Below are 25,057 nucleotides of genomic sequence, written 5' to 3'. Positions count from 1 at the left end.
GTACGGCACCGGCCGCTTCCGGCGGGACGCGGGACGCGGCTCCGGTCGCCGCCCGGCCCCCGTCATCGGCTCGTCCCCGCCGCCCGCGCGGTGCCGGCCGCCGCCGCGACCCGCTCCACCGACCGGTCCGCCCGCCGGGCGAGGCCGATCACCCCGGCCATCCGTTCCACCGCCGCCGGCACTTCCCAGTCGTCGCGCCGCAGCGCGGCCAACGCCGTCGCGGGGGCGACCAGCAGATCCGGGGTGCCGGTCTCCAGGGCCCGCACCAGCACCGCCCAGCCGGCCTCCCACCGCTCCCGCCGCGGACGCGCTCCGACGGCGGCGACCACCGCCTCCAGCGTCGCCTGCCTCAGGTCCCCCCGTTCCGGCAGTTCGGCGGCGGCCGGGTCGGCGAGCAGCGACTCCGGGTCGGGCAGGTCCATCCGGTCCAGATGTGCGAGCAGTTCGAGGCCCGGCCCGTCCCCGACAGCCCCCCGCACCAGCAGCGCCAGCACGTCCCGGGAGACGGAGGCGGCCGTGCCGAACGCGAGCAGCGTCAACGCGGCCTCCCAACTGCGGGGCGAGGGCCAGGCACCGCCGCGCCGCGCCTCGCTGCTGGGCAGCCGGTGGATAAGCGTCGGCCGGGCCTTCAGGAAGCCGCAGACCGCCCGCCGGGCGAACGCCACCGCCTCCGGCAGCCGTTCGGCATCCAGCCGGGGCAGCTCCGCCCGGGGCCAGACCCCGCCCAGCCCACGCACCACCACCTCCCGGTCGTGCGCCCAGTACAGGTGCACGAACCGGTTGGCCAGCGGCGGGCTCAGCTCCCACCCGTCGGCCGCTGAGGCCCGCGGATTGGCGGCGGCCACGATCCGTACCCCCGGCGGCAGTCGCAGTGCGCCCACCCTCCGCTCCAGGACGACCCGGAGCAGGGCCGCCTGGACGGCCGGGGTGGCGGTGGAGAGCTCGTCCAGGAAGAGCAGGCCCCGCCCGGCCCGCACCAGCTCGACGGCCCACTGCGGCGGCGCCATCGGCACCCCCTGCACGGCCGGGTCGTCACCCACGATGGGCAGCCCGGAGAAGTCGGACGGCTCGTGCACACTGGCGATCACCGTGGTGAGGGGCAGGTCGAGGGAGCCGGCGAGCTGGGTCAGGGCCGCGGTCTTGCCGATGCCCGGCTCGCCCCAGAGCAGGACGGGCAGGTCGGCGGCGACCGCCAGGGTGAGCGCCTCGAGGTTCTCGTCGGGGCGGGGCTCGGTGGTGGTCGTCCGCAGAAGGGACAGCAGGGCCTCGGCCAGGACGAGTTCGGAGTCGGTGCTCCCGGTGGATCCGGGCAGGGAAGTGCGGGAAGTCATGGTCATCACCTGGGTGTGTGGGACGGAGGGACGGGAGGGCCCGTCCCGGAGGTCATGGGGGACATACGGCGGGAGCCGCAGAAGGGCACGGGGAAGCGGGTGGGCCGGCCGGTCAGGAGGCGAGGCCGGTGCGGGGCCGGACCCGGCTGCCCCGCTTGCTGCGCATGGCGAGCGGGATCCGGCGGTCCGCCCGGGGACGGTGCCCCGCCTCGGTGCGCGCCGCTCCGGCGGCGGGATGCGCGGCGACCAGCCCCGAGCGGTAGAGCCCGTGCTCGACCCGGCGGGCCGCGGCCGACTCCAGCGCGTCCCGGAGCGGCCCGTCGCGCAGGACCGCTCCCGGGCCGAGCAGCGCCTCGACCACGGCCAGCGCCCCGGCCGCGTCACCGTGACCGAGTCGCTCCCGGACCGCGGGCAGGGCCTCCGGGCTGCGGTGTACGGCGTCGATGGCCCGCAGGCAGGGCAGCGGCGGTCCGCCGAGCGCCGCCAGCAGGTCCTCCCGCCGCAACTGGTCCGCGTCGTGGTCGACCGCCGTCAGCACACCGTCCCGCAGGGCGATCCGGTGGATCTCGCCCCGGCACTCCACCCGGTGCGGATCGCCGGACCCGGGGACGAGTCCGGCCCGCGGACCGGAAGCGGCCGGCCCGGACGGTGCGCCGTGACCCGTCAGGGCCGGGGCGACGAGCGGATGCAGTTCACCGGCCGTGACGAGCCCCGCCTGCAACAGCTCCAGGTCCGGCAGGACCCGGGCCGCCGCCTCCGGCAGCACCGGGAGCGCCGCGACCTCCTGGGACGGCAGCGCTTCGGGCACGGGCCGGAACGTCGGGACATGAGTGTCGTCGGGGGCCACGAGCCGGAGCACGGCGCGGGTCCGAGGCCCGAGCCGTACGGTGAAGGAGTCCCGCGGGCGCTCCTCCGCACGCAACAGGTACTCCGCCTCGGCGGCCCAACGCCCCACCGCCCAGGCCGCGTTGGGCAGGTCAGGAGTGGCGTGTCCGGTGACATCGCGGGGCGCCGGCGCGGACCCTGCCCCGACCGCGCCGCACCGCCGGGCCAGCTCACCGCTCCGGTCGGCGTCCCAGAGGTGCCGGTGCAGGTCGAGCCGGAAGCGCCGGTCGGGATGCGGATGCGGATGATGCCCGACGGGGTCACCGCCGGACCCGTCCCACAGACTCAGGGACATGCGCTGGCCGGCGTCCGCCCGGGCGGGCGGTGTGCGCACCACCAGATGCGGCGTCGTGGCGCCGGAGCCGGGATAACGGGCGAGGGAGACGGTGAGGCCGGGTCGTAGCCGTCCGTCGGGGGCGATCCGGGGCATGTGCCAGCGCAGCAGGTCCGGCGCCAGCCGGCGCAGGTCCGCGCGGAGGCGGCGGGCGAGGTCGGTGCCGTGGCGGTCGCGCACGGCGCGCAGATCGAGGTCGACGTCGATCCGGGCGGCGGCACAGGCCCCCGCCCAGTCACCGACCGCACGCCGTGCGGTCGCGGTCTCGATCATGGACGGTGGCACGGCGTACTCACGTACGCGCTGCCACATCAACAGGTGGGCCGGGATACCGTTCGCGAAGTGATGTGCCATCAGCACTCACCTTCGGCGAACGATTCCCCCAATCCGTGCGAGGTGAAGTTCGTCATCGCGGGCATGGTAACCGCCGGTGTGATGATCTGTCACTCGTGATGTGCCGCGCGGCCCTCAGGAGTCCTGCGGGTACCAGCGCAGTTCCACGGTGTTGCCGTCGGGGTCCGCCACGTAGAGCGACACGGCGGTGCCCCGGGCCCCGAAGCGCTCGCCGGGCCCGTCAAGGACGGTGAAGACGCCGGAGTCGACGACCTGCTGCCAGTCGAGGGGCTCGACCACCAGACAGATGTGGTCGACGTTCGCCCCACGCGGCCCGTCGGCGGGACCCTCGACGAGGTCGATGATGGTGGTGGGGCTCACCCGCACGGAGGGGAAGGGCGCCTTGCCGGCCCGCCACTCCTCGGCCCGCACGGGCTCCAGGCCAAGGGGGCCGGTGTAGAAGGCGAGCGAACGCTCGACGTCGGCGACGTTGAGGACGAGGTGGTCGAAGGCGATCACGCGCATGGGTGTCTCCACTGGTGAAGGCGCCCGGGGCGCCGAGGGACCGCGAGGGGCCGGTCATTGCCGTCCGGCCCGGCCTTCAGCATGGCGGAGCGGTCGTTCGGCGGTCCAACGCATCTTTGTCATCCGATCCATCGTGCGTCACGATCCACGCATGGATCTCCAGCAGATGCGCTACGTCGTCGCGGTCGCGGAGACGGCCAGCTTCACCCGCGCCGCCGAACGGTGCCACGTCGTCCAGTCCGCGCTCAGCCACCAGGTCGCCCGGCTGGAGAAGGAACTGGGAGCCCGGCTGTTCGAGCGGACCAGCCGGCGGGTGCGGCTGACCGCGGCGGGCGTGGCGTTCCTGCCGGCCGCCCGCGAGGCCCTGGAAGCGGCCGAGCGTGCCCGTGCGGAGGTGGCGGCGGCGACTGGCGAGATACGGGGCAGGCTGACCGTCGGATCGATCCCCACCGTCGCGGCCGTCGATCTCCCGGCACTGCTCCGCGACTACCGCCGGCGCCACCCCCAGGTGCGGATCAGTCTCCGCGCGGGCTCCAGCGAGGGCCTGGTCGAGCAGGTGCGCGACGGCACACTCGACGCGGCCTTCCTCGGCCTGCAGCCGGGGTTCCGGCTCGAGGGCGTCCACGACAGGGAACTCGCCCAGGGCCGGCATGTCGCCGTGGTCGCCCCGGACCATCCGCTGGCCTCGGAGGACGAGGTGGACCTGCACCGCCTCGCCGACGAGGTGTTCGTGGACTTCGCCGAGGGCAGCGCCGCCCGCGCCCAGTCGGACCGGGCGTTCGCGGCGGCCGGCCTGCGGCGCGAGGTCACCTTCGAGGTGTCGGGGGTCGAGCTGATGGTCCGGATGGTCCGCCACGGACTGGGCATCGCCCTGCTGCCCGCCGCGTTCACCACCGAACTGCACGGGCTGCGCTGCGTGGTCGTCGCCGACGGACCCGTTCGGACGGAACACCTGATCTGGCGACGCGTCCCCCCGTCACCCGCCGCCTCGGCCTTCCTCTCCCTGCTGGACGTGCGCGCCGCCCGCCCCCTGCCGTAGCCCGCCGGCCGTGGGGACTACGAGGGGCGCCCACCGAAGTCCCAGTTGTGCACCTCGACACCGGCGTACCGGTCCGGGGTCAGGACGGCGCGCGCCGTCCGCGCGTCGGGCGCCCGCACCAGCGCCGCCGTCCCCAGCCAGGTGACGCCGTCGTCGGACAGCAGAGGCCCGTAGGCGATCAGCTCGTCCGGGTCGTGCGGCACCGCGAGGTCGGCCGCCTCTCCCGCACCGAGGCCGAGCACCAGGTAACGGTTCCCGCCGGTCCGGCCGCCGGGGAACTCCCACATGGTGCGCCCCAGCATGTTGCGCCACCGCCGCAGCAGCACGTCCCGGTAGGCACCGGCCTGGTAGTTCGGCTCGTCGAAGGCGAACGCCCGGGCGGCGGCGGAGTCGGGCAGGTCCACGATGTGCAGGCTGCCCGTGGGCGTGTCGAGGTCGTCGGCGAGCGTCGGACCCCGCGCGATCATCTCCTTCGCGTAGCGGTCCATGTAGGACAGGTGCTCTTCGTTCAACTCGTGGCGCAGGGCCGCGGAGCCGGGCCGGTCGCGGTGGTAGCAGAGGAACTCCATGGCCCAAGGATCCCCTCCGGGGGCCGACCCGGGCGAGCGGGTTTCCCCGCGGCGCGGTGCGGGTGACGGCGCGGTCAGGACCGTGCGTCCGACTCCCGGTCGGCCGACGCGTCGGCGCCCCGGCGGCAGGAACGGTCGTGCAGCTCGCCCAGCGACGTCCACCACCGCTCGCAGCAGTCATGGACGGCAGGGCGGGGATACGCGGCGGACCGGGTGCACTCGGGACCGTGCCCGAGCGTGTCCGCAGACCGCCAGAACGCGCAGCACGGTGCCGGGACGGCCAGTGGTCCTTCCGGCTGGGGCCGGGCGAGCCGCTCCTCCCACCGTGCCCGCGCGATCTGCCGCCGGTACTCCGCGCGGGCATCGGCGGCACAGCAGACGAAGAGGGCCGCGCCCAGCAGGCCGGGCACGGCCAGCAAGGGGTGAAAGGTGGCCGCGTAACCGGCACATCCGAGAAGCAGGACGGCGACCGCACTGCAGGTGCGGAAGGTGCACAGGCTCGGCTGCACGGGAGCTCCCAGTGGTCGGCGACGTTCAGGCTCGGAAAGCCGTATGCCCCGTCGTCGCCGCCGTACGTGCCCGGACCCGTGACGCGCTGCGACTCGTCACCGGTGACGGTCGACGACGTGCTCGGGGACGAGCTGCGGTGGTGCCCCGACGGGTGGACCATGGAGTCATGGGCAGGCGTCCTGTGGTGGTCGGGCGGCCGTCGCCGAGCGGCGGACGCAGGGTCCGTGCGGACGGGGAGATCCTCGGGCTCGCCTACGACCTGCGGGACGTGGAGGAGTTCCTCCGCCGGGCCGGTCTGGAGGACATCGACGTGGTCTCGTCGGACCTGATCGAGTGGCGCGGTGGCGGCCCGGGAGTATGGACGGTCCGGACGTAGCGCGCCCCTGCGGCGGGCCTACGGCACCCTCCGGGCGGCGGCCGGTGCCTGCGGCGGTTGCCGCGGGGCGGGTGCGAGCGTGTAAGGTCGGGGGCTGCGAAGGGGAGTAGTCCCGCAATACCGCTGGTCGACACACTGGACAGCCTGCCTGTCCCGGCCATCGGGCCCCGGCACCCGTGCCGCGGCGGACGAGACCTTCGGCCTGTATGACCACCATGTCCGCACATCCGTGCGGGCTGATCCGTCGTACCGGGCCGAACTGGTTCTCGCCGCCCGCCCAGGTGCTGCGTGAACCGGCGGCCCGGCCCAGCAGAAAGCACCAGGATGACCTTCGACCCCCTGGCGATCCTCACTGCCTTCGGGCTGATCTTCCTTGCCGAACTACCGGACAAGACGATGTTCGCCTCCCTGGCCATGGGCACCCGCATGAGGCCCCTGTACGTGTGGTTCGGTACCTCGACCGCGTTCATCGTCCACGTGGCCATCGCCGTCGGCGCCGGCAGTCTCCTGAGCCTGCTTCCGGGCATGGCGGTCAAGCTGGTCTCCGCCGCCCTCTTCGCCTTCGGTGCCGTCGTCCTGCTGCGCAGTGGCGGCGACGACGACGACGAGGACGGAGCGAAGACCGTAACGGGCTTCTGGCCGGTCTACACGACCGCCTTCATGGCCGTCTTCATCAGCGAGTGGGGTGACCTCACCCAGATCACCACCGCCAACCTCGCCGCCACCAACGGCTGGCTGCCCACCGCCATCGGCTCCGCCGCGGCCCTGATGTCCGTCTCGGCCCTCGCCCTGCTCGCCGGCCGGTTCATCGCCAAGCGTGTCCCGCTGAAGACCGTCCAGCGTTTCGGAGGCCTGTGCATGGCCGCCCTGGCTCTGTGGACGCTCGTCGAAGCCTTCACCGGCTAGAACGCGCCGATCGCGCGCCTGCCCGCCACTCCCCCGGGGGAGCCGGGCTCGGCAGGGGCGCCCTCCCGGGGCCGAGCGGGAACGGCACCTGCCGCTCCCGCCGGCCCGCCGGGCGTCCATGCCCGGCGGTGCCGCTCTGCTCCCGGAGCGCGGTACTCCGGGCTTTCGGGGTACTCACACCGTCCCGAGGAAGGAGCGATCATGCAGTACCGAAAGCTGGGCAGCTCGGACCTGGAGGTCTCGGAGATCTCGCTGGGCTCGTGGCTGACCTACTCCGGCGGCGTCGAGGCCGACGCCACCCGCGCCTGCACCGAGGCGGCCTTCGACGCCGGCATCAACTTCTTCGACACCGCCAACGTCTACGGTCAGGGAGCCGCCGAGACGGCCTGGGGCGAGATCCTCTCGGCCCATCCCCGCGACTCCTACATCCTGGCCACCAAGGTCTACTTCCCCATGTCGGACGACCCGGCCGACCAGGGTCTGTCCCCGGCCCAGATCGCCAAGCAGATCGACGCCTCCCTCACCCGCCTGAAGACCGACCACGTCGATCTGTACCAGGCGCACCGCTTCGACCCCACGGTGCCGATCGAGGACACCGTCGAGGCGTTCCGCAAGGTCGTCGAGCAGGGCAAGGCCCGCTACGTCGGCTTCAGCGAGTGGACCCCCGAACAGATCCAGGCCGGCATCGACATCGCCGGACCCGACCTGTTCGTCTCCTCCCAGCCGCAGTACTCGATGCTGTGGCAGGCCCCCGAGGCCCAGGTCTTCGGCCTGTGCGCGGACAACGGCATCTCCCAGATCGTGTGGTCCCCGCTCGCCCAGGGGGTTCTCACCGGCAAGTACAAGCCGGGGCAGCCCGTGCCGGAGGGCAGCCGGTTCGCCTCGGCGGACATGGCCGTGTCCCAGGACCTCGTCTACAGCGACGCCACCCTGGAGGCCGTTCAGCGCCTCGTCCCCATCGCGGAAGAAGCCGGCATGAGTCTGCCGACCCTCGCCCTCGCCTGGATCCTGCGCCGTACCGAGGTCGCCTCCGCGATCACCGGCGCCTCACGCCCCGAGCAGGTGCACAGCAACGCCGCGGCGTCCGGTGCGACCCTCTCCGCCGACGTGCTGGCGGCCGTCGACCGGGCCCTCGGTGACGCCCCCGTCACCGAACCCACCCTCGCCCCCGCCGCCCGGACCGGCGTCAAACACCGCTGACCGGCCGGCTTGGGATCAGTGGGCCCTCGCGCTCGGGTGGTGCGCGGCCTCCCCGGAAAACAGCTGGCGGACCACGGCGGCCGTTGCTAACCTCCGGGAGGCCGTGCGAGAGATCGAGGAGGTGGTACCCGTGAACGCAGTATCGACATGGGTGCTCCCCTCAGGGGTCACGGTCGGGCGGTAGGTCGTCCGGGAGCGCCGTTCAGCAGCACTCCCGAAAGGCACGACCATGCGCTTCACTTCCGAACTGCGCCTCGACGGGGGCGTCCTCGAGCGCGAATTCACGCTCGGCGACATCCCCGGCACCCTGTGGACGCCCGGGACCGCACCGGCCCCGCTGGTCCTGATGGCCCACAACAACGGCCTGCCCAAGGCGGAACCCCGGCTGGTCGCCCGGGCCCGGTACACCGCGCAACGCGGCTACGCGGTGGCCACCATCGACGCCGCCGGGTGCGGTGACCGGCCCCGTTCCGCCGCCGACGAACAGGCCCGCGCCGACCTCCGGCGGGCGATGCGGGCCGGCGAGCCGGTCGACGAGATCTTCGAGTCCTTCATCGGCCCGCTCGTCGAGAACGCGGTCCCGGAATGGCGCACCGCTCTGGACGCCCTCCTCGAGCTGCCCGGGATCGGCGGCCCGGTCGGCTACGCCGGAGGGTGGACCGCCCTCGGTATCCGGCTGGCGGTGGCCGAACCGCGCATCACGGCCGCGAGCTTCTTCGCCGGGGGATACGTGCCCCGCGCCCAGCGCGAGGAGGCCCGGCAGATCACCGTCCCGCTGCTGTTCCTGCTGCAGTGGGACGACGAAGGGAACTCCCGGCAGGACGCCCTGGAGCTGTACGACGCGTTCGGCAGCAAGGAGAAGACACTGCACGCCAACCTGGGCGGACACACCGGCACGCCGGCGTTCGAGCTGGAGGACGGGTGCCGCTTCCTGGACCGCCACCTGAAGTGAGCCCGCGCCGTCCGGCGGACAGCATCCGGTAAGAGCCGTCGGCCAGACCGCCGTACCGGCCGTACCCCGGGCTCAGCCTCCGACCTGCTTGCCCTTGGCGTTCAGCACGTACCAGACGGCGCCGAACTGGTCGAGGCCCTGGCCGTTGGTCTGCCCCGGCTTGGAGTCACCGGCGTAGTAGTAGAGGGGGTGGCCGTTGTAGGTGACCTGCTCGGCGCCGTCGGAGCGCTTGGCGGTGTCGAGCAGCTTGTCGTCCACCCCCTTGCCGGCCTTGGCCGCGCCCTTGGTGAGCAGCGGCGGCCACGCCTTGGCGCAGTCACCGTCGCAGTTCGACTTGTTCTTCTTGTCGGCGAGGAACAGGTAGAGGGTGCGGTCCTTGTCGTCGACGAGGATGGTGCCGAGGTCACCCGCCTTCTTCGTGTCGACGGTGGCCTGCTTCGTGTCCGAGTTCGAGGTCGTGCCGTAGCCCGCCCCGGAGGAGCCGGCGGAGCTGTCGGAGCAGCCCGTGAGGACGGCGGCGAGCAGTACGGCGGCGGCGCAGGTCGCGGTCGGGATGGTGCGCTTCATCAGAGGGCTCCGGGGGTCGGTGCGACGGGGCCCGGTATGCCTTCCCGCCGGCACCGGGAAGCCCCCGGGGCTCCGGCCAAGAGCACTCCTCCAGCACAACGGCCGGGCACGCGGAGAGCCGGACGTTCGGGTCGAGTCAGTCCAGCCCGGGCGTCCGGCCGGACTCCAGCGTCTTCAGAGCGCGTGACGCGTCGAACGGCAGGATGGTCACCGCGACGTGCGGCAACTGCTCCAGCGTCCTGGCCATCGCCTCGCCGGTACCCCGGTGGAGGAGCTTGCCCAGGGCGTTGGCGTACATCCGGCGGGGCACGAGCACGGTCAGCGAGGTGTCCCCGTCCTGCGTGGTACGGACGGCCAGCTCCCGCATCGCGTGACGCAGCCGGCGGTCCGGGCACGCCACCAGCTCCAGAGGCACCGAGGTCGCGGACGTCGACTCCCACGCGTCGGACAACCGATGCGCGTGCGCCTCGTCGATGGCGAAGTGCACCGCCAGGACGCTGTCGGGCCGCAGCTCATGGGCGTAGCGCAGGGCCTTCAGCGTGGCCAGGTCCAGCGTCTCGACGAGGACGAGAACACGGTGGCGGCGGGACCGCGGGCGGTCTCCGTGGGCAGGCAGCCGTTGCAGCGCGGCGGTCTCGTGCCGGTACTCGCGGTTGATCCGCACCAGCGCCCAGACACCGAGTGGAAAGATCACCACGACCAGCCAGGCGCCCTCGGTGAACTTGGTCACCGCGAAGATCAGCACCACGGCCGCGGAGATGACCGCCGCCAGCGCGTTCACCGTGATCTTCACCCGGCGCATTGGCTCACGCCGACGCAGGTGGTAGGCCGTGAGACCGGAGCCCGCCATGGTGAACGCGGTGAACACGCCGATCGCGTACAGGGCCACCAGCCTGTCCACGTTGGCGCCCGTGACGAGCAGCAGAGCCAGCGAGACGGCGGTCAGCGCGATGATGCCGTTGGAGAAGGCGAGCCGGTGCCCGCGCCGGGTCAGTACCCGCGGCAGGAACCGGTCCTCCGCGACGAAGCTGGCCAGAAACGGGAAACCGGTGAACGGGGTGTTGGCGCCGGTGTAGAGCACCAGCGCGGTCGCGAGCTGGACGAGGACCAGTCCGGCCGTCCCCAGCGGTCCCGCCCCGAAGGCGAGCCGTGCCTCCTGCGCGATGACGGTCGGGGTGCCGTCGGTGTAGGGGACGGCGTGCGTGTAGTGCGCCAGGGTGGACACGCCCAGGACCAGGACGGCGAGCACGCAGCTCATGGCGACGAGGGTGTGCCGGGCGTTGCGGCCCTGCGGTTCGCGGAAGGCGGAGATGCCGTTCGAGATCGCTTCGAGCCCGGTGAGGGACGAGCCGCCGTTGGCGAAGGAGCGCAGCACGATGAACAGGGACGCCCCTTGGAGCCACCCGTCGCCGGGACTCCCCAGGGGGACGACTCCGGGGGCCTCCAGGTCGGCGTGCGGCAGCTCGCCCGTGAGCCCGCGTACGGTCGCGACGAGGAGGACGAGACCGATGGCGGCCATGAACAGATAGGCGGGCAGCGCGAACATCCGGCCCGCCTCGCGCACTCCGCGGAGATTGCCGTACGCGAGCAGGAGAATCACCGCCACGGAGACCGGCAGCTGCAGGTGGTCCAGGCCCGTCCAGCCGTTGCCGGCCAGGTGGGCGAGCGAGATGAGGGCGTTGGTGCCGGCCGAGACCTGGACGGCGACGGTCACGATGTAGTCGACGAGCAGCGCCACCGCGGCGACCTGCGCGACGTTCGGCCCGAAGTTCTCCCGGGCGACCACGTAGGAGCCGCCGGCCCGGGTGTAGAGCGTGACCACGTCGCTGTAGCAGAGGGTCAGGAGCAGCAGGACCAGCAGGATCGCGCCGGTCAACGGCAGGATCATGGTGAAGGCCGCGACCCCGACGACCGGGACGAGGACGCGGAGCATCTCCTCGGAGCCGTACGCCGACGAGCTGATGCAGTCGGAGGCGAGCACCCCGAGCGCCGTCCGGTTGGTCAGCTTCTCGTCGCTGACGTGCTCGGTGGTGAGCGGTTCGCCGAGGAGGCGTCGCTTGACGCGGTACGCGGGCCGGTCGAGGGTCATGCCGCCATCCAAGCGGGCGTTCGCCCAGGGACCGGGCAGACACCACCGGCAGGTCCGAAGGCTGCGGCGAGCGGGGGAGGGCGCCGGCCCGGGACCCGGCGGCGGCAGGTCGGCGGAGCGGCCGGGGCCCCGCGGCGGAAACTCGGATGCGGGTACCGACCGGCCACCCTAGGCTGCGCTCGCGGGGGACGCGAAGCCCCGTGCCGTCGTTGGTGGATCGGAGATGCACGGGGTATGACCAGTCGACTGTCCGCGATCTGTTTCCACGCGACCCGACCCTCGGACCTGGCGCGGTTCTGGTCCGGGGTCCTGGGCTGGGAGCGGGCCGACGATCCGGACGGCGACGTCGCGGTCGTGCCGCCCGATCCCACCGGGTTCCGCATCCTCTTCCTGCCGGGCCAGGAGCCCAAGAACGGCCAGAACCGCGCGCACTTCGACCTGACGAGCACCTCGCCGGAGGATCAGCGGCGGACCGTGGCCAGGGCACTCGAGCTCGGCGGGAAGCACATCGACGTGGGTCAACTCCCCGAAGAGGGACACGTGGTGCTCGCCGATCCGGACGGCAACGAGTTCTGCGTCATCGAGGCCGGCAACGGGTTCCTCGCCGACACCGGCTTCGTCGGAGCGCTGGCCTGCGACGGTACGCAGGAGGTCGGCTACTTCTGGAGCAAGGCGCTGCGGTGGCCCCTGGTCTGGGACCAGGACCAGGAGACCGCGATCCAGTCACCGGGCGGCGGTACGAAGATCACCTGGGGTGGTCCGCCGGTGGCGCCGAAGAAGGGCACGAACAGGCTGTGCTTTGAGCTGGCGCTCCCCGCCGGCGCCGACTGGGAGGCGGAGGCCGCCCGCCTGGTCTCGCTCGGCGCGACGCGCACCGGCACCGGCGAGAGCGCCGGCGGCCGGGCGCTCCTGCTCGACCCCGACGGCAACGAGTTCTTCGTGCGGAGGTCCCGGTAGCCCGGCCTCAGGCGATGAGGCACGTGTAGCGGCCGCTCTGTCCGAGGCCGATGCGGCCGGTGCGAGGAAGCAGTACCGGGTCCGGCCGTCCGACGGAAGCCATGGAGCAGGCGGGGTCGCCCACCACTCCCGCGGCGGCCATCCGCCGGGCGGCGGCCACCGCGGCCGGGGACGTGTACCACGTCGTCGTCGCCGTCCCGCCGGCGCTCGGCTTCGGTGCGGGGGAGGCCGGGTGTCTCGGCGTCGGCTTCGGCTTCGGTGCGCGGGTGACCGACGACGCCGGCGATCTGGGCGGTGATGCCGTACCCCGGGCGGGGGGCGGCACCGTGCCGCGCGAGGCCGGTGCTGCGGAGCGCGTGGGGGTCGCCCTCGCCCGGGAGGACGGCGCCGCGGGGGAACTGGGCGTGATTTTCGGTGTCAGCCCGGTCTCCGGAGCGGTGGTGGTCCTGGGAGGCGACGGCGTCCGCGGCGGCCGTGGGCTGGTCCCGGCCCGCGAGGACGCTGCGGACGGGGCGGCCGTCCTCCGGGGCGTCGGGGCGGTGGTGGTGCTGGGACGCGGGGCCGTCGGAGTGGTCGTCCGCGATCGTGGGGCGGTCGGGGCGGCGCTGGTACCTGATCGCGACGGCGTCGGACCGGCGCTGGTACGCGATCGCGGCGGCGTCGGCTCCCGGCGCGGGGCTGTCCCGGTCCGCGAAGACGCGGGGGAGGGGACGGGCACCGCCCCGGGTGTCCGCGCGGCCGACGGGGCGACGGCGCCCCGGGAACGCGATGCCTGGTCGCTGGCCGGTGCCGGCGGCCGGGGACCGGCCGGCGTCTTCGGGGCGGGGTTCGAGGCACGGGGCTGTCTCGGCCGCGCCGTGCTCGACGTCTCGGGCGTCGACGACGAGGACGACGGGGACGGCAGCGGAGCCAGGGTCGGCAGAGAGAGGTCGGCCGAGGCCGACGGCGCCGGACTCGGCGTACCGCCGTTCTGCGCCACCCACGCCCACACGCCGACGCCACCGAGGACGAGCACGGCGGCGCCGCCGGCGATCCAGGGGGCCCGCCGGGGTGGGCGTCGGTGACGGTTCATGGTCCTCACCGTCTCCCGCCCGGCGGCAGGGCGCTCGCCGGGAACAGCCGTGTGCCGCGCACGCGTCGGGAGGCCTGTCCGAAAGCCGCCCCCTCGGGGATGCGTCCCTGGCACCTCGGGTATGCCTCGTCCACGCGTGCGTGCGCGGGGTTGGGGGGAACTGGCCCGTGACATGGTGCCGTCCGGGAACCGGAGTCCAGGAGTCCAGGAGAGCGCGGCGACGCCGGGCGGTGCGCCTGCTGAGAGCCGGCGGCATGTACGGACCCGAGCTGCGGGAGGTACTTCCGGCGCTGGCCGGAACGGTCCTCACGGCGTGCGGCGCGTTCACCGGCCTCGTGGTGGCCTACCGCTTCCTCGGCCCGGCGGTGCCGCTGGCCGTGCTCGCCCTCGGGGTGGTCGTCGTACCGGTGGTCGTCCGGCGCCGTCGGCCGCTGACCCGGCGCCGCCGCGGGTACTACACGCCGCAGGAGATCGCGGAGCTCGACACCGACGGCCTCGCGCTGGCCGTGTGCCGCATGCTCCGCCGGGACGGCTGGGCCGTGCGGCGGGCGGCAGACGACGGCATCCGGCCGCGAGTGCGGGCCCGCCACGACCGCGGGCACCGGCTGGAGGTCGCGTTCCGCCCGGTGGCCGAGCCGCTCCCGGACGAGGACCCCCCGCCCGCCCCGGCACACCGCGGGGACCTCCCGCCACGGCTCCGGCTGGTCGTGCACCGCGGCACCTTCACCGGGCGCGACGTCCGGTGGGCGCGGGCCGAGGAGAACACCCGCCTGATGGACGGCAGACTGCTGAGGCGTTGGGCGTACGGCACCCCGCTGCACCGGCTGATCGATCTCCGCTGAGCAGTGGACAGGAGTCCGAGCATATGTACGACGAACTGGGGATCGACAGTGTGCGGGGGGAGTCGCCGCCGGCCCCTCAGGACACCGGCGGCACAGCAGCACCACGGGCAACGACCGAGGGCGACGGCGCCCCGGGCCGCCCCGCGAAGTTCGACGGAAAACCCTCCGCGTGGGCCGACCGCCCGCATAGCGTGCGGAGACCCGAACCGCCCCCACCCTCGCGCGGTCCGTGCACGTCGGGCCCCGGCCGCCCCAGGAGTTCGAGATGTCCCACGACCGCTCCGAGTCACCACCCTTACGACAGCAGAACGGACGGGCCCCCTCCGCCTCCTCGTACCTGCCGGTTCAGCTCCCACCGGCCGACGAGCGACCGGTAGGCGGGGCCCGTCGTGGTTCGGCCTACGGCTACCATCGCGCGCTGCGAGTACTGCGCCGCGCCGCCCGATGGCAGCGGAGGGTGGCCACCGTCGTCGCCCTCGGATACTTCGCCGTCTTCCTCACGCTCACCGTCGAAGCCCCCGCCCTGATGGCGCGCCCCGTCCTCGGCGGTCTGCCCACGGGACTGCTGCTCGCCCTGGTGCAGGTTCCGGTGACCTGGCTGGCAGTCGTCCTGTTCGAGTACACGGCGCGACGGTACGTCGATCCCCTGGCCCGGAGAGTCGGCCGGTACGCACGTCCGGACGACGGTGACGGGAAGCCGCGCGGATGACGGAACTCGGCGGCTCCGCGCAGTCCTGGTCCCTCGTCGCCTTCTGCAGCGTCGTCACCGTCACGCTGCTGCTGTGCGTGGTCACCGGCCCCGGCCGCGACGACCTGGAGGAGTTCTACACCGGCTACCGTTCGCTGTCCCCGATGCGCAACGGCCTGGCCGTCGCCGGCGACTACATCTCCGCGGCGACCGTGCTCACCATCGGCGGCGTCATCGCGCTGTGCGGCTACGACGGTGTCGTACTGGCCCTCAGCACGCTGCTGTCCCTGCTGCTGCTGATGGTCCTGCTCGCCGAACCCCTGCACAACACGGGCCGCTTCACGATGGGCGACGCGCTGGGCCGGCGCACGGCGGGCCGGTCCGTGCGCGTCACCGCCTGCGCCGTGACCCTGCTGGCGCTGATGCCGATGATGATCGTGCAACTGGCGGGCGTGGGACAGCTGCTGGCGTTCATCCTGGGCTTCTCCGGCAGCGTCCTGAAGACGGGCTGCATCGTCGGGGCGGGAACGCTCATGATCAGTTACGCGGCCCTGGGCGGGATGAAGGGCACCGCACTGATCCAGATCCTCAAGACGGTGATCCTCCTCGGCTCCGGTCTCGTGGTCGCCGTGCTCATCCTCCACACCTTCGGCTGGCACCCGGGGACGATGGTCGACACGGCCGCACGGCGCAGCGGCGCAGGTGAGGCGTTCCTGCGCTACGGACTGCAGTTCGCGGACGGGCCGCACCCCGCGGCCGACATGGTCAGCACCCAGGTCGCCATCGTGCTGGGCGGCGCCTGTCTGCCGCACGTCACCATGCGCATGTACACCGCGGGCAGTGCCCGGCAGGTGAGGCGCACCATGTCCTGGGCGGTGTCGGCGGTCGCCCTGTTCATGCTGGTGATCACCGTCATAGGCATCGGCGCCACGGCGCTCGTCGGCCGGCAGCGGATCACCGCGGCCGACCCGCGCGGCAGCACCGCCTATCTGCTGGGCGCGCGGGCCGCGTTCGGGCCCGAGGTGTCCCGCGCGGAGAGCCTGCTGTTCAGCACGGTCACGACGGCGGTCTTCCTCACCCTGCTCGCGTCGGTGGCCGGCATGACGCTCGCCTGCGCCAACTCGCTGGCGCACGACGTCGCGGCCTCCCGTCCCGCCGGCATGGCGCCGCCGCGCGAGATGACCCTGGCACGCGTCTCGGCGCTCGTCGTCGGCGTACCGGTGGTCCTGCTGGCGGCCCTCTTCCAGCACCGCAGCCTGCAGCCGCTCGCGACGCTGTCGTTCTGCATGGGCGCCTCGGCCATCGCCCCGGCCCTGGTGTACTCGCTGTTCTGGCGCCGTTTCAGCCGTACCGGTCTGCTGTGCACGCTGATCGGCGGTTCGTTCACCGTCCTGGTGCTCATGTCGGGCACCCGGCTGGTCTCCGGTTCGCCGACCTCGGCCTTCCCGGAGGCCGACTTCGACTGGTTCCCGTTCACGACGACCGCCCTGGTGTCGGTGCCGTTGGGCTTCGCGTTCGGCTGGCTGGGCACCCTCCTGGGCGGCCGCCGCGGCGCACGGCGCGAGCGCGAAAGGTACGCCGCCGTCGAGCACCGCATCCTCGCCGGCCCACCGAGGCGCCGGCCGGAATGGAGCCCGGACGAGACCACCGCGATGTCCCGTTCCGTACGTGATGGGCGGGACAAGCCCTAGGTTTGCTCGGTGGTGGTGCGCAGCGGGGAGGCGGTGATCTGGGCGCGCTCGCTCTCGTCGGTCGTGTACTGGTCCCGGAACCACTGCATGCCGTCGCGGCGCAGGAAGTAGCCCTCGGCGAACTGGTGGTAGGAGGCGGTGTCGAAGCTCGCGTCGGTGACCGGGTAGAACAGCACCGCAGCCTGCAGCCGCTCGCGCGGCCTGCCCGGGCGAACCGACGAACTCGCCCCTCTCGCCAGGCCGCGCTCCGCCTACCCCTGTTTGATCGCGGAGATGTCGAACTCCAGGACGATCTTGTCGCCGACCAGCACGCCGCCGCCTTCAAGGGCCGCGTTCCAGGTCACGCCGAAGTCCTTGCGGGAGATCGTCACCGATCCCTCCAGGCCGACGCGCTGGTTGCCGAAGGGGTCGACGGCGTTGCCCGTGTATTCGAAGTCGATGGTGACCGGCCGGGTGGTGTCCTTGATGGTGAGGTCCCCGGTGACGCGGTACTCGGTGCCGGAGCGCGGCTCGACCGAGGTGGTGCGGAAGGTGATGTCGGGGAAGTTGGGGGCGTCGAGGAAGTCGTTGGTGCGCAGGTGCTCGTCGCGCTGCTCGACGCCGGTGTCGATGCTCTGGGTCTTGATCACCACGTGAGCGGTGGAGCGGGCCGGTTCGGCGCCGTCCAGATGGGCGGTGCCCTCGAACTCGTGGAACGCCCCGCGGACCTTGGTCACCATGGCGTGGCGGGCCACGAAACCGATACGGGTGTGGGCGGGGTCGAGGACGTAGTCCCCGGTGAGGTCGGCGTGGCCGGCGGGCGTGGTCATGGTTCTCCTTGAAGGTCGGATCACGGCGGCGGTCGTCCGGAACGTTCCCGAAGCACGCTAGGCCGTCGCGCGTCCCCGGCTCGCCCGGACGCGCGAACTGCTCCCGGAGTGCACTCTGACCGGTGATTTCGAGCCATCGGTTGAGTCGTCTCCACAGCGGGGCCCCGTTCGGCGTCCCTTCCCTCCGGGACCCCACTGCCGGGTCACCCGTCGGCTTCCCGGGCCGTCACACCCAGTGGCCGACGGACCCGTACAGGTCGATCCCGGCCTGCACGGTGCGCAGCGTCCAGTACGTGGCCGTCATGCCGGCCGCCACGATGACGCAGCTCCTGCGAAACCTCCGCCACACCTTCCACTCGCGCATTGCGTACCTCCCCTTCGTGCGTACTGACGTGGGGCCAGGGCCCGGTCCGCGCTCTCGGGACCGCGGTGCTCGAGAGTCGTAGGCCGGTGCCGGAGGGGGCGACGTCGAACGGAACAGGAGGAGCAGGGAACACACGCTTCGGGGCTGGGTACCGGCGCCTCGGTCACGGAGGGACGGGCTTCGACGCAGCTCGGGAACACGCGCTGCAGGTCGCGCACTTGACGATCTGCTGATTCGGGTTGGGCGTCGCCGCCCTTCTCTACCTCGGATGATCCCGCCGTGATGCATGCCGCGCGCACTTTGGCGTGGCGTGTCGTCGGTCAAACCCCCGGACGGCCGCGCCCCGGGGCCGGGGGAGTGGTCCGCCGCCGTGCGCCGCACGACGTCACGGCGCTCGCCAGATGTTGTCGAAGGCCGCCTCTTCGATCTGCCGCTGTTGCCGTACCCCCGCGAGTTCCGTCACCGCGTCCTCGACGGCGGCCAGAACCGTCACGAGCGCGTCGGCGTCGAAACCCTCGAAGTCGCCGACCGGCTCGTCGTGCACCCCCACGACGGCGGCGAGGCCGGAGAGGACCGGCTCGCCCGACCTCCAGCGCTCGGCCGCGTGGCGCCGGGCCGGCGAGTCGACCGGAGTCTGCCGGTCGGACCTGCGGCGAAGCCAGCCGCGCCGTTGCCGGGTGTCGTCCCCTTCCGCGTCCAGCGTGGCGCGATACGCCTCGGACAGGCCGCGGCCCCGGCGCCACAGCCAATCCTCGACGGACTCGTACGGCGCCACCCGGTCGAGCGACGACTCCGCCTCGTCCAGCAGACGATCGTCCATGCCCCGCTGCGTGCCGGGCACGATGCGGTCGCCGTGCAGAGTGACGGCTCCGGCGCCGAGCAGGTCGACGAGTTCCGCCCCCGCGAGCGCCAGCGAGAGATCGCCCCTCTCCACAGGGCGGTCGGAGGCGGTTTCCAAGGTGACGATCAGCAGGTCCATGGGTGTGGTCATATCGGACTCCGTAACCGGATGCGCAGTAGGGGGCGGCAGCGGTAACCCAGGCCATCGCCTCCGTCACGCCGGCTGGGCGTGGGGATCGTGGCAATCCCAGCTTACGTACGGCCCCGGTCACCGCGGTGCTGATCCGCCGTCAGGTCGGCGTCGCGACCGGCACCGGCATCCGGCCCCACCGCCCGCCGGGCGGACACCCGGCGGGCGGTGACACCCGCTCCCTCAGGGGGCGATGGGCAGCTGACGCTTGTGCTCGGTGAGGTGGTAGCGCGCGACGATCTTCTTGAAGACCGCCTCGTCCACCGGCTTGCCCTCCAGGAAGTCGTCGATGTCGTCGTAGGCGACTCCGAGGGCGTCCTCGTCGGCCTTGCCCGGGGCGAGGGTCTCCAGGTCGGCCGTCGGCGTCTTCCGCACCAGCTCGGAGGGAGCGCCCAGCGCGTCGGCGAGGGCGCGCACCCGGCGCTTGGTCAGGCCGGTCAGCGGCACCAGGTCGGCGGCGCCGTCGCCGAACTTCGTGAAGAAACCGGAGACGGCCTCGGCGGCGTGGTCGGTACCGACGACCAGGCCGTCGTGCGCCCCCGCCACCGCGTACTGGGCGATCATGCGCTGCCGGGCCTTGATGTTGCCGAGGACGAAGTCCTGGTGGTGGGCGTCGCGGAAGGCGACGTCGGCGGTCACCGCGGCCTCCAGCGCGGCGTCGCTCGCGGGCTTGACGTCGACGGTCAGCACATGGTCGGCCTGGATGAAGGAGAGCGCGAGCTGCGCGTCGTGCTCGTCGGCCTGGGCGCCGTAGGGCAGCCGCATCGCGTAGAATCGCGCCTCGTGGCCGGCGGCGCGGGCCCGCTCGACGGCGAGCTGGCACAGGCGGCCCGCGGCCGTGGAGTCCACTCCACCGCTGATCCCGAGGACGAGGGACCGCAGACCGGTGGAGGTGAGCCGCTCGGCGAGGAAGGCCACCCGGCGCTCGATCTCCTGCTCGGCGTCGAATTTCTCTGCCACGTGGAGTTCCCTGGCGATCTGCTGCTGCTGGGCGATGGGCGCCGGCTCGCTCACGTCTGCTCCTGATCTCGTTCGCGTTGTGCTGCCGTTCCCAGCCTACCCAGACGCCCCCACCGGCATGGGGGCCGCGTCAGGCGCAGGCCGCTCGGGCGGTGAACCGCGTCATGGGCGGCCCGGTTCCGGAAGTTCACGGCCCAGGCGGGCGAGCGGGGAGAAGGCCATCACCGCCGGGGAGAGCATCATGCCCGCGGCCGTCACGAGGAGACTCGTGCGCAGCCCCCACTCCGCCGCGAGGAACCCGCCGGCCAGCGAACCCAGCGGCGCCGTCCCCATGCCGGCGAACGTGATCGTCGCGGCCACCCGGCCCTGCATCCCGTCCGGAGTGACGGCCTGCCGGACGGCCATGAGCGTGACGTTCACCAACTGGCCGCCGAGCCCGAACACGAAGCCGACCGCGACGAGCGCGGTGACCGTCACGGCCGACGAGCCGTGCAGCGCCGCCACACACAGGAACGCGCCGTCGCCGAGCACCGCCGCCCACACGAGCACGACGCCGTGACCGAACCGGCTCGGCAGCCGCGCGGCCAGCACCGAGCCGACCAGCGCCCCCGGCCCCACCGCCGCGAGCGCGAGCCCGACGACCGTGCCCGACAGGTGCAGTTCCCGCGGCAGGAAGAGAAGCTGGACGGTCGTCACGGCCGCGAAGGAGAACTGGAAGACGGCCGAGGCCAGGCACACGGTCCGCAGCGCGGGGTCGCCGGCCACGAAGCGCAGGCCCTCGCGAACGCGGCGCCGGACCCGGGGCGCGTGCTCCGCGCGTCCCGGGACCGCTTCGGACCGGCGGATGCGCCGGATCGACAGGAACGACAGCGCGAAGAACAGTGCACCGGAGGCGACAGCGACCGGTGCCGACAGCAGCGACACCAACGCACCGCCGAGAGCGGGACCCCCGACCTGTGCCGCGGACCGGCTGCCCTCCAGTGCGCTGTTGCCCCGCACGAGCCGGTCGCGTTCCACCATGCGCACCAGAGACGTCTGGTAGGCCACGTCGAAGAACACGGACAGCGTTCCGACGGCGAAGGCCAGCACGAGCAGGCCGGGCAGGACCATGAGGCCGAGGACACAGGCCGATGCGGCGGCGCCCAGCGCCAGAGCCCGGCCGGCGTCCGCGAGCACCATGGTCGTCCGGGTCCGCCACCCGTCCACCCACGCGCCGGCGACGAGCGAGAGCAGCAGCACCGGCGCCTGGCCCACCGCGCGGAGGACGCCCAGCTGACCGGCACTGGCGTCGAATGTCAGGACCGCGAGGAGCGGCAGGACGACCAGACTCGTGTGTTCACCGAGCTGAGAGGCTGTCTGACCCAGCCAGAGCCTGCGGAAGTCGGCGTCCCGCCACAGGCTCGACGGCACGGGATCGACGGAATCGGGTACGGCGGAGGAAGCGGACGGCACGGGAGTCCCTCGGGTGGCCGACGACGAGGCCCGCCGCCGGCACCTGAACGGTGTGCCGGCGGTGTTCGGGCGGGGAGGGCTCGCTGTGCCGCGCATCGAGGGCAGCACGCGATGACAGGCCGGTCACGGCCCACAACGTCAACGCGCGCTCGGACGACCGACCATGTCTCGACTCCTCGTGAGTGACTCCGTGCGCCGTACGGTAGCCGACGGCGGTCACGGCCGGGCGGGCATCGCGCCGCGCGGCGGCGGCACGGACAGGTCGGGATCGCCGAACTCCGTGCGCAGGGCCTGGAACGCGGTGACCTTCTCCGCACCGAAGCGGCGCACCTGGGAGGCGTACTCGTCCGCGGTGAGGAACGCCGTGGGCCTGGACTTGCTGTGGAACTTGTCCGCGTACATGACGAGCCGCTCCTCGTCCGTCACCGCCAGGTAGTCGGCGACGGGCAGGGGAAGGCCCTGGCTCACGACGTCCTCCTTGGTGACCCCCACTCCCGTGTGGTGGGAGCAGAAGCGGCGCAGCGCCTCCGGGAAGCCCTCGTCCTCCAGGATCCCGTGGCCGAGCAGCCCGTGCCGGATGTAGTTGCCGTGGTCCAGCCGTCCGTCGTCCCCGTACAGGCGGTAGACGCCGATGTCGTGCAACAGGCAGCCGGCGCGGACCAGTTCGGCGTCCAGGTGACCGAGGCGGGGCGCGGCGAGGAGCTGCTCGGCGACGCTCCAGACGATCTCGCAGTGGGTGTGCACGAGATCGAACGCCTCGGTGGTCGGGGCGTACTTCCGGTGCAGCGCACGGATCTCTTCGGTTCCCGGAATCCTCACCGGGGGAGCCTAACAACCTCTTCGATGACGACGACGAGGCCGCCCGGCGGATCCCCGGCCACCGTCGCCTACTCCGGGGGCGTGGGGGTGTCGTGGGTGCGGTACATCGCCTGCACGTCCAGCTCCAGTTGGACGGTCGGCCCGACCACCGCGATGCCGCGGGCCAGCATGGAACGCCAGTTGAGGGTGAAGTCCTCCCGGTGGAGTTCCGCCTTGGCGAGCGCCGCGCACCGCAGTTCCTGGTCGTAGCCGCCGTTCACCGTCCCGAGGTAGGTCGTGTCGAGACCGACGGAGCGGCTGGTGCCGTGCATGGTGAGCGTGCCGTGCAGCGTCCACTTGGAGCCGCCGCGGTAGGCGAACCGGGTGCTGGTGAAGTCGATGTACGGATACCGCTCGACGTCGAGGAAGTCCGCGGAACGCAGGTGGTTGTCGCGGGTGTTGTTGCCCGTGGTGAGACTCGAGGCGTCGATGCGCACCGAGACGTGGGAGTCTGCCATGTTCGGCGCGACGCGGATACCGCCCTGGAAGCGGGTGAAGCGGCCGTGCACATGGGCCATGCCCACGTGCTTGGCGATGAAGCGGATCGCGGTGTGCGGGGGGTCGAACAGCCAGGTGCCGGCCGTCGGCAGTTCCAGTTGGCGGGCGGACTCCAGCGCGACACGCACGGGAGGAAGTGCCACTCCGGCGGTGATGTCGAGGTTCTCGCGGGCCGGCGCCAGGCCCTCGGCCACCGTCATCACGCTGTAGGAGCCGGGTGGCAGCGTCGCCACGAAGAAGCCGTTCGGGTCCGTGGTCCCGTGGGTCGCCACGCGGTGGCTGTCCACGGCGGTCACCGTGACGTCGGCTCCGCCCATGGGCTGTCCCATGGGGTCGACGACCTCGAAACCGAAACCCCCCGCGCCGGGCGGCAGGGGGACCGACAGGCTCGGCGTGGCATCGGACGAGCCGCGGGAACGCCGGCGTCGGAGCAGCCCGAGGGCCATGGAGTTCACCTTTCATCACGCGTGTCACTGACGCGTCCCGCTCGACCTCCTGCGTTCGCGGTCGTCAAGAACCCTCCGGAAGGGGGCGCGGGCGTGACGCGGCAGTTCGTTAACGATCATAAAGCCGTCGCCTCGGGCACGGTTACTCAGGGGGCATGAGCTGGCAGAACCGTCCCAAGGCCGAAGAAGCGGCGTACAACAGTGCTGCAATGCGGTGAATCTCCGCGCTCCGGACCCGGGAATTTGCAGTGGTGCTGTGGCGAAGAACACGGAGGAAGGCCGCGCACCGTGGGAGGTACCGTGAGCGTGGTCTTCCGTATTCGGGGGACATGAGGCGACATGGCGAATGTCGGAACACAACCGTCGGCGGACGTATCGGGTCCCGCGCTCAAGCGCGCGCTGACCACCCCGCTGCTGTACTTCTTCATCCTGGGCGACGTCCTCGGCGCCGGCGTGTACGTCCTCGTGGGGCAGGTGGCCTCCGACACCGGGGGAGCGGTGTGGGTGCCGCTCGTCGTCGCGCTGCTGCTGGCACTGCTGACGGCCGCGTCCTACGCGGAACTGGCGACGAAGTACCCGCGGGCGGGCGGGGCCTCCCACTACGCCACGCTGGCCTTCGGGCCGTTCGCCGGGTTCATCGCCGGGTTCTGCATGCTCGCCGCCGGCATCGTCTCCGTGGCGGCCCTCGCCCGGGGCTTCGGGGGCGACTACCTGTCCGCCTTCGTGACGCTTCCGGTGGGGGTCGTCGCCGTCCTCTTCCTCGCCCTGCTCGCGCTGGTCAACGCCCGCGGCATCACCGAGTCGACCCGCGCCAACGTCGTCGCCACCGTCATCGAGGTGGGCGGCCTGGTCGTCATCGTCGTCCTCGGCGGGTGGCTGCTGCTGCGCGGCGACGGCGACGCGGGACGCCTCGTCCAGCTCGGCACGCCGGAGAAGGGGGCCGCGGCGGCGGTGCTGAGCGGCTCCGTGCTGGCGTACTACTCCTTCGTCGGGTTCGAGACGTCCGTGAACGTCGCCGAGGAGACCCGCGACCCGCGGCGTTCCTACCCCCGCGCCCTGTTCGGCGCCCTGGCCACCGCGGGGGCCGTGTACGTCCTGGTGGGCGTCGCCGCGTCCGCGGCCGTACCGACCTCACGGCTGGCCGAGTCGAGCGGCCCGCTGCTCGAGGTCGTGAAGGCCGCCGGAGGGGTCCCGACGCGCCTGTTCAGTGCCATCGCGCTCGTCGCCGTCGCCAACGGCGCGCTGCTCACCGGCATCATGTCCTCCCGGCTGGCCTACGGCATGGCCCGGGACGGACTCCTGCCCGCCGGGCTGGCCAAGGTGCTGCCCGGCCGCCGGACACCGTGGGCCGCGATCGCGGTGACGACCCTGCTGTCGATGCTGCTCGCGCTCACCGGCAGCGTCGCCACCCTGGCGTCCACCCTGGTCCTGCTGCTGCTCGTGGTCTTCTTCATGGTCAACACCGCCGTGCTCGTCCTGCGCCGCGACCCGGGCGGCGCCGACCACTTCCGGACGCCGACCGTGCTGCCCGTGCTGGGTGCCGCGTCCTGCGTCGTGCTGGCCACGCAGATCGAGGCCGAGGTGTGGCTGCGCGGCCTGGTGGTCGTCGCCGTCGGTGCGGTGCTCGCCGCACTCGGCGCGGCCCGGCGAAGCAAGCACCCGAACGGCGAGGAGACCTCCCGGGCCACCGGCACCGCCCGGGAGCCCGACCCCAGGTAACCGCTGCCCCGTGGGGTGCCGAGCCGGGGGCCGGCCGCCAAATGCATTGCCGCCG

General features: G+C 72.8%; 25 protein-coding genes and 1 pseudogene. 11 read left to right on the top strand and 15 right to left on the bottom strand.

Annotated elements, in window-relative coordinates; genetic code table 11:
• Positions 1-62: 62 nt before the first annotated feature.
• The 3 genes from ACFWJB_RS08430 to ACFWJB_RS08420 all read right to left on the bottom strand — a co-directional run bounded on the left by ACFWJB_RS08430 (position 63) and on the right by ACFWJB_RS08420 (position 3,408).
• A complete protein-coding gene (locus tag ACFWJB_RS08430) occupies positions 63-1,331 on the bottom strand; it encodes an AAA family ATPase (protein ID WP_386921080.1) in 1,269 nt (422 codons plus the stop codon).
• 112 nt (positions 1,332-1,443) lie between these two features.
• On the bottom strand, positions 1,444-2,904 hold the full coding sequence (locus ACFWJB_RS08425) for a hypothetical protein (RefSeq protein WP_386921078.1): 1,461 nt from the start codon (positions 2,902-2,904) through the stop codon (positions 1,444-1,446).
• A gap of 114 nt (positions 2,905-3,018) precedes the next feature.
• Positions 3,019-3,408 carry a VOC family protein gene (locus ACFWJB_RS08420; protein WP_385457386.1) on the bottom strand — a complete coding sequence of 130 codons (390 nt, stop codon included), beginning with the start codon at positions 3,406-3,408 and terminating at the stop codon, positions 3,019-3,021.
• Between the two features lie 151 nt (positions 3,409-3,559).
• On the opposite strand from ACFWJB_RS08420, the gene ACFWJB_RS08415 reads away from it, so the two are divergent.
• Positions 3,560-4,447, top strand: coding sequence for a LysR family transcriptional regulator (locus tag ACFWJB_RS08415; RefSeq protein WP_386921076.1), 888 nt, complete (start codon positions 3,560-3,562; stop codon positions 4,445-4,447).
• Between the two features lie 17 nt (positions 4,448-4,464).
• On the opposite strand, the gene ACFWJB_RS08410 is transcribed toward ACFWJB_RS08415, so the two are convergent.
• The gene (locus ACFWJB_RS08410) at positions 4,465-5,016 is read right to left on the bottom strand and encodes a YciI family protein (protein ID WP_386921074.1); all 552 of its coding nucleotides are present in this window, start codon (positions 5,014-5,016) and stop codon (positions 4,465-4,467) included.
• Between the two features lie 74 nt (positions 5,017-5,090).
• A complete protein-coding gene (locus ACFWJB_RS08405) occupies positions 5,091-5,525 on the bottom strand; it encodes a hypothetical protein (protein ID WP_385457380.1) in 435 nt (144 codons plus the stop codon).
• 167 nt (positions 5,526-5,692) lie between these two features.
• On the opposite strand from ACFWJB_RS08405, the gene ACFWJB_RS08400 reads away from it, so the two are divergent.
• The 4 genes from ACFWJB_RS08400 to ACFWJB_RS08385 all read left to right on the top strand — a co-directional run bounded on the left by ACFWJB_RS08400 (position 5,693) and on the right by ACFWJB_RS08385 (position 8,960).
• Positions 5,693-5,902 carry a hypothetical protein gene (locus ACFWJB_RS08400; RefSeq protein ID WP_385457378.1) on the top strand — a complete coding sequence of 70 codons (210 nt, stop codon included), beginning with the start codon at positions 5,693-5,695 and terminating at the stop codon, positions 5,900-5,902.
• A 324-nt stretch (positions 5,903-6,226) separates the two neighbouring features.
• The gene (locus tag ACFWJB_RS08395) at positions 6,227-6,808 is read left to right on the top strand and encodes a TMEM165/GDT1 family protein (RefSeq protein WP_386921071.1); all 582 of its coding nucleotides are present in this window, start codon (positions 6,227-6,229) and stop codon (positions 6,806-6,808) included.
• A 201-nt stretch (positions 6,809-7,009) separates the two neighbouring features.
• On the top strand, positions 7,010-8,008 hold the full coding sequence (locus ACFWJB_RS08390) for an aldo/keto reductase family protein (protein WP_386921069.1): 999 nt from the start codon (positions 7,010-7,012) through the stop codon (positions 8,006-8,008).
• Between the two features lie 229 nt (positions 8,009-8,237).
• Positions 8,238-8,960 carry a dienelactone hydrolase family protein gene (locus ACFWJB_RS08385; protein WP_386921067.1) on the top strand — a complete coding sequence of 241 codons (723 nt, stop codon included), beginning with the start codon at positions 8,238-8,240 and terminating at the stop codon, positions 8,958-8,960.
• Positions 8,961-9,032: 72 nt separating this feature from the next.
• On the opposite strand, the gene ACFWJB_RS08380 is transcribed toward ACFWJB_RS08385, so the two are convergent.
• The gene (locus ACFWJB_RS08380; RefSeq protein ID WP_385457373.1) at positions 9,033-9,527 is read right to left on the bottom strand and encodes a hypothetical protein; all 495 of its coding nucleotides are present in this window, start codon (positions 9,525-9,527) and stop codon (positions 9,033-9,035) included.
• Between the two features lie 136 nt (positions 9,528-9,663).
• Complete coding sequence (locus ACFWJB_RS08375) at positions 9,664-11,616, bottom strand: APC family permease (RefSeq protein ID WP_386921065.1); 1,953 nt, start codon at positions 11,614-11,616, stop codon at positions 9,664-9,666.
• A 234-nt stretch (positions 11,617-11,850) separates the two neighbouring features.
• Here ACFWJB_RS08375 and ACFWJB_RS08370 point away from each other — a divergent pair, with 234 nt between their 5' ends.
• From ACFWJB_RS08370 to ACFWJB_RS08350, 5 genes are all read left to right on the top strand, one after another.
• Positions 11,851-12,573 carry a VOC family protein gene (locus ACFWJB_RS08370; protein ID WP_386921063.1) on the top strand — a complete coding sequence of 241 codons (723 nt, stop codon included), beginning with the start codon at positions 11,851-11,853 and terminating at the stop codon, positions 12,571-12,573.
• A 101-nt stretch (positions 12,574-12,674) separates the two neighbouring features.
• Positions 12,675-13,637 (top strand): hypothetical protein, encoded by a 963-nt coding sequence (locus tag ACFWJB_RS08365; RefSeq protein WP_386921061.1) that lies wholly within the window; start codon positions 12,675-12,677, stop codon positions 13,635-13,637.
• A gap of 262 nt (positions 13,638-13,899) precedes the next feature.
• Positions 13,900-14,487 (top strand): hypothetical protein, encoded by a 588-nt coding sequence (locus tag ACFWJB_RS08360; protein WP_386921059.1) that lies wholly within the window; start codon positions 13,900-13,902, stop codon positions 14,485-14,487.
• Positions 14,488-14,944: 457 nt separating this feature from the next.
• Positions 14,945-15,196: a DUF485 domain-containing protein gene (locus ACFWJB_RS08355; RefSeq protein ID WP_386921057.1), complete on the top strand. Its 252-nt coding sequence runs from the start codon at positions 14,945-14,947 to the stop codon at positions 15,194-15,196.
• Positions 15,193-16,866 (top strand): cation acetate symporter, encoded by a 1,674-nt coding sequence (locus ACFWJB_RS08350; protein ID WP_386921055.1) that lies wholly within the window; start codon positions 15,193-15,195, stop codon positions 16,864-16,866. Before ACFWJB_RS08355 ends, ACFWJB_RS08350 begins: the two co-directional genes overlap by 4 nt.
• A 2-nt stretch (positions 16,867-16,868) precedes the next feature.
• Here ACFWJB_RS08350 and ACFWJB_RS08345 read toward each other — a convergent pair.
• The 8 genes and pseudogenes from ACFWJB_RS08345 to ACFWJB_RS08310 form a co-directional block, all read right to left on the bottom strand.
• Positions 16,869-17,054: pseudogene (locus tag ACFWJB_RS08345) on the bottom strand (alpha/beta hydrolase fold domain-containing protein); the annotation flags it as partial.
• 63 nt (positions 17,055-17,117) lie between these two features.
• The gene (locus tag ACFWJB_RS08340; RefSeq protein ID WP_386921053.1) at positions 17,118-17,675 is read right to left on the bottom strand and encodes a YceI family protein; all 558 of its coding nucleotides are present in this window, start codon (positions 17,673-17,675) and stop codon (positions 17,118-17,120) included.
• Positions 17,676-17,901: 226 nt separating this feature from the next.
• Positions 17,902-18,039 (bottom strand): hypothetical protein, encoded by a 138-nt coding sequence (locus ACFWJB_RS08335; RefSeq protein ID WP_385457357.1) that lies wholly within the window; start codon positions 18,037-18,039, stop codon positions 17,902-17,904.
• 385 nt (positions 18,040-18,424) lie between these two features.
• On the bottom strand, positions 18,425-19,030 hold the full coding sequence (locus ACFWJB_RS08330) for a GPP34 family phosphoprotein (RefSeq protein WP_386921051.1): 606 nt from the start codon (positions 19,028-19,030) through the stop codon (positions 18,425-18,427).
• 222 nt (positions 19,031-19,252) lie between these two features.
• Complete coding sequence (nadE, locus tag ACFWJB_RS08325) at positions 19,253-20,083, bottom strand: ammonia-dependent NAD(+) synthetase (protein ID WP_385457353.1); 831 nt, start codon at positions 20,081-20,083, stop codon at positions 19,253-19,255.
• Between the two features lie 108 nt (positions 20,084-20,191).
• Positions 20,192-21,481, bottom strand: coding sequence for an MFS transporter (locus tag ACFWJB_RS08320; RefSeq protein ID WP_386921049.1), 1,290 nt, complete (start codon positions 21,479-21,481; stop codon positions 20,192-20,194).
• 216 nt (positions 21,482-21,697) lie between these two features.
• Positions 21,698-22,300, bottom strand: coding sequence for an HD domain-containing protein (locus tag ACFWJB_RS08315; protein ID WP_386921047.1), 603 nt, complete (start codon positions 22,298-22,300; stop codon positions 21,698-21,700).
• A 68-nt stretch (positions 22,301-22,368) separates the two neighbouring features.
• Complete coding sequence (locus ACFWJB_RS08310) at positions 22,369-23,283, bottom strand: YceI family protein (RefSeq protein ID WP_386921045.1); 915 nt, start codon at positions 23,281-23,283, stop codon at positions 22,369-22,371.
• Between the two features lie 339 nt (positions 23,284-23,622).
• Between ACFWJB_RS08310 and ACFWJB_RS08305 the strand changes: the two genes are divergently transcribed.
• Positions 23,623-25,002, top strand: a complete 1,380-nt coding sequence (locus tag ACFWJB_RS08305; RefSeq protein ID WP_385457345.1) for an APC family permease — start codon at positions 23,623-23,625, stop codon at positions 25,000-25,002.
• Positions 25,003-25,057 lie beyond the last annotated feature (55 nt).

The organism is Streptomyces sp. NPDC127100, assembly GCF_042724095.1.
Classification (GTDB): Bacteria; Actinomycetota; Actinomycetes; order Streptomycetales; family Streptomycetaceae; genus Streptomyces.
The sequence above is the reverse complement of the archived record's forward strand: the minus strand, read 5'-3'. Positions and strand labels throughout refer to the sequence as shown.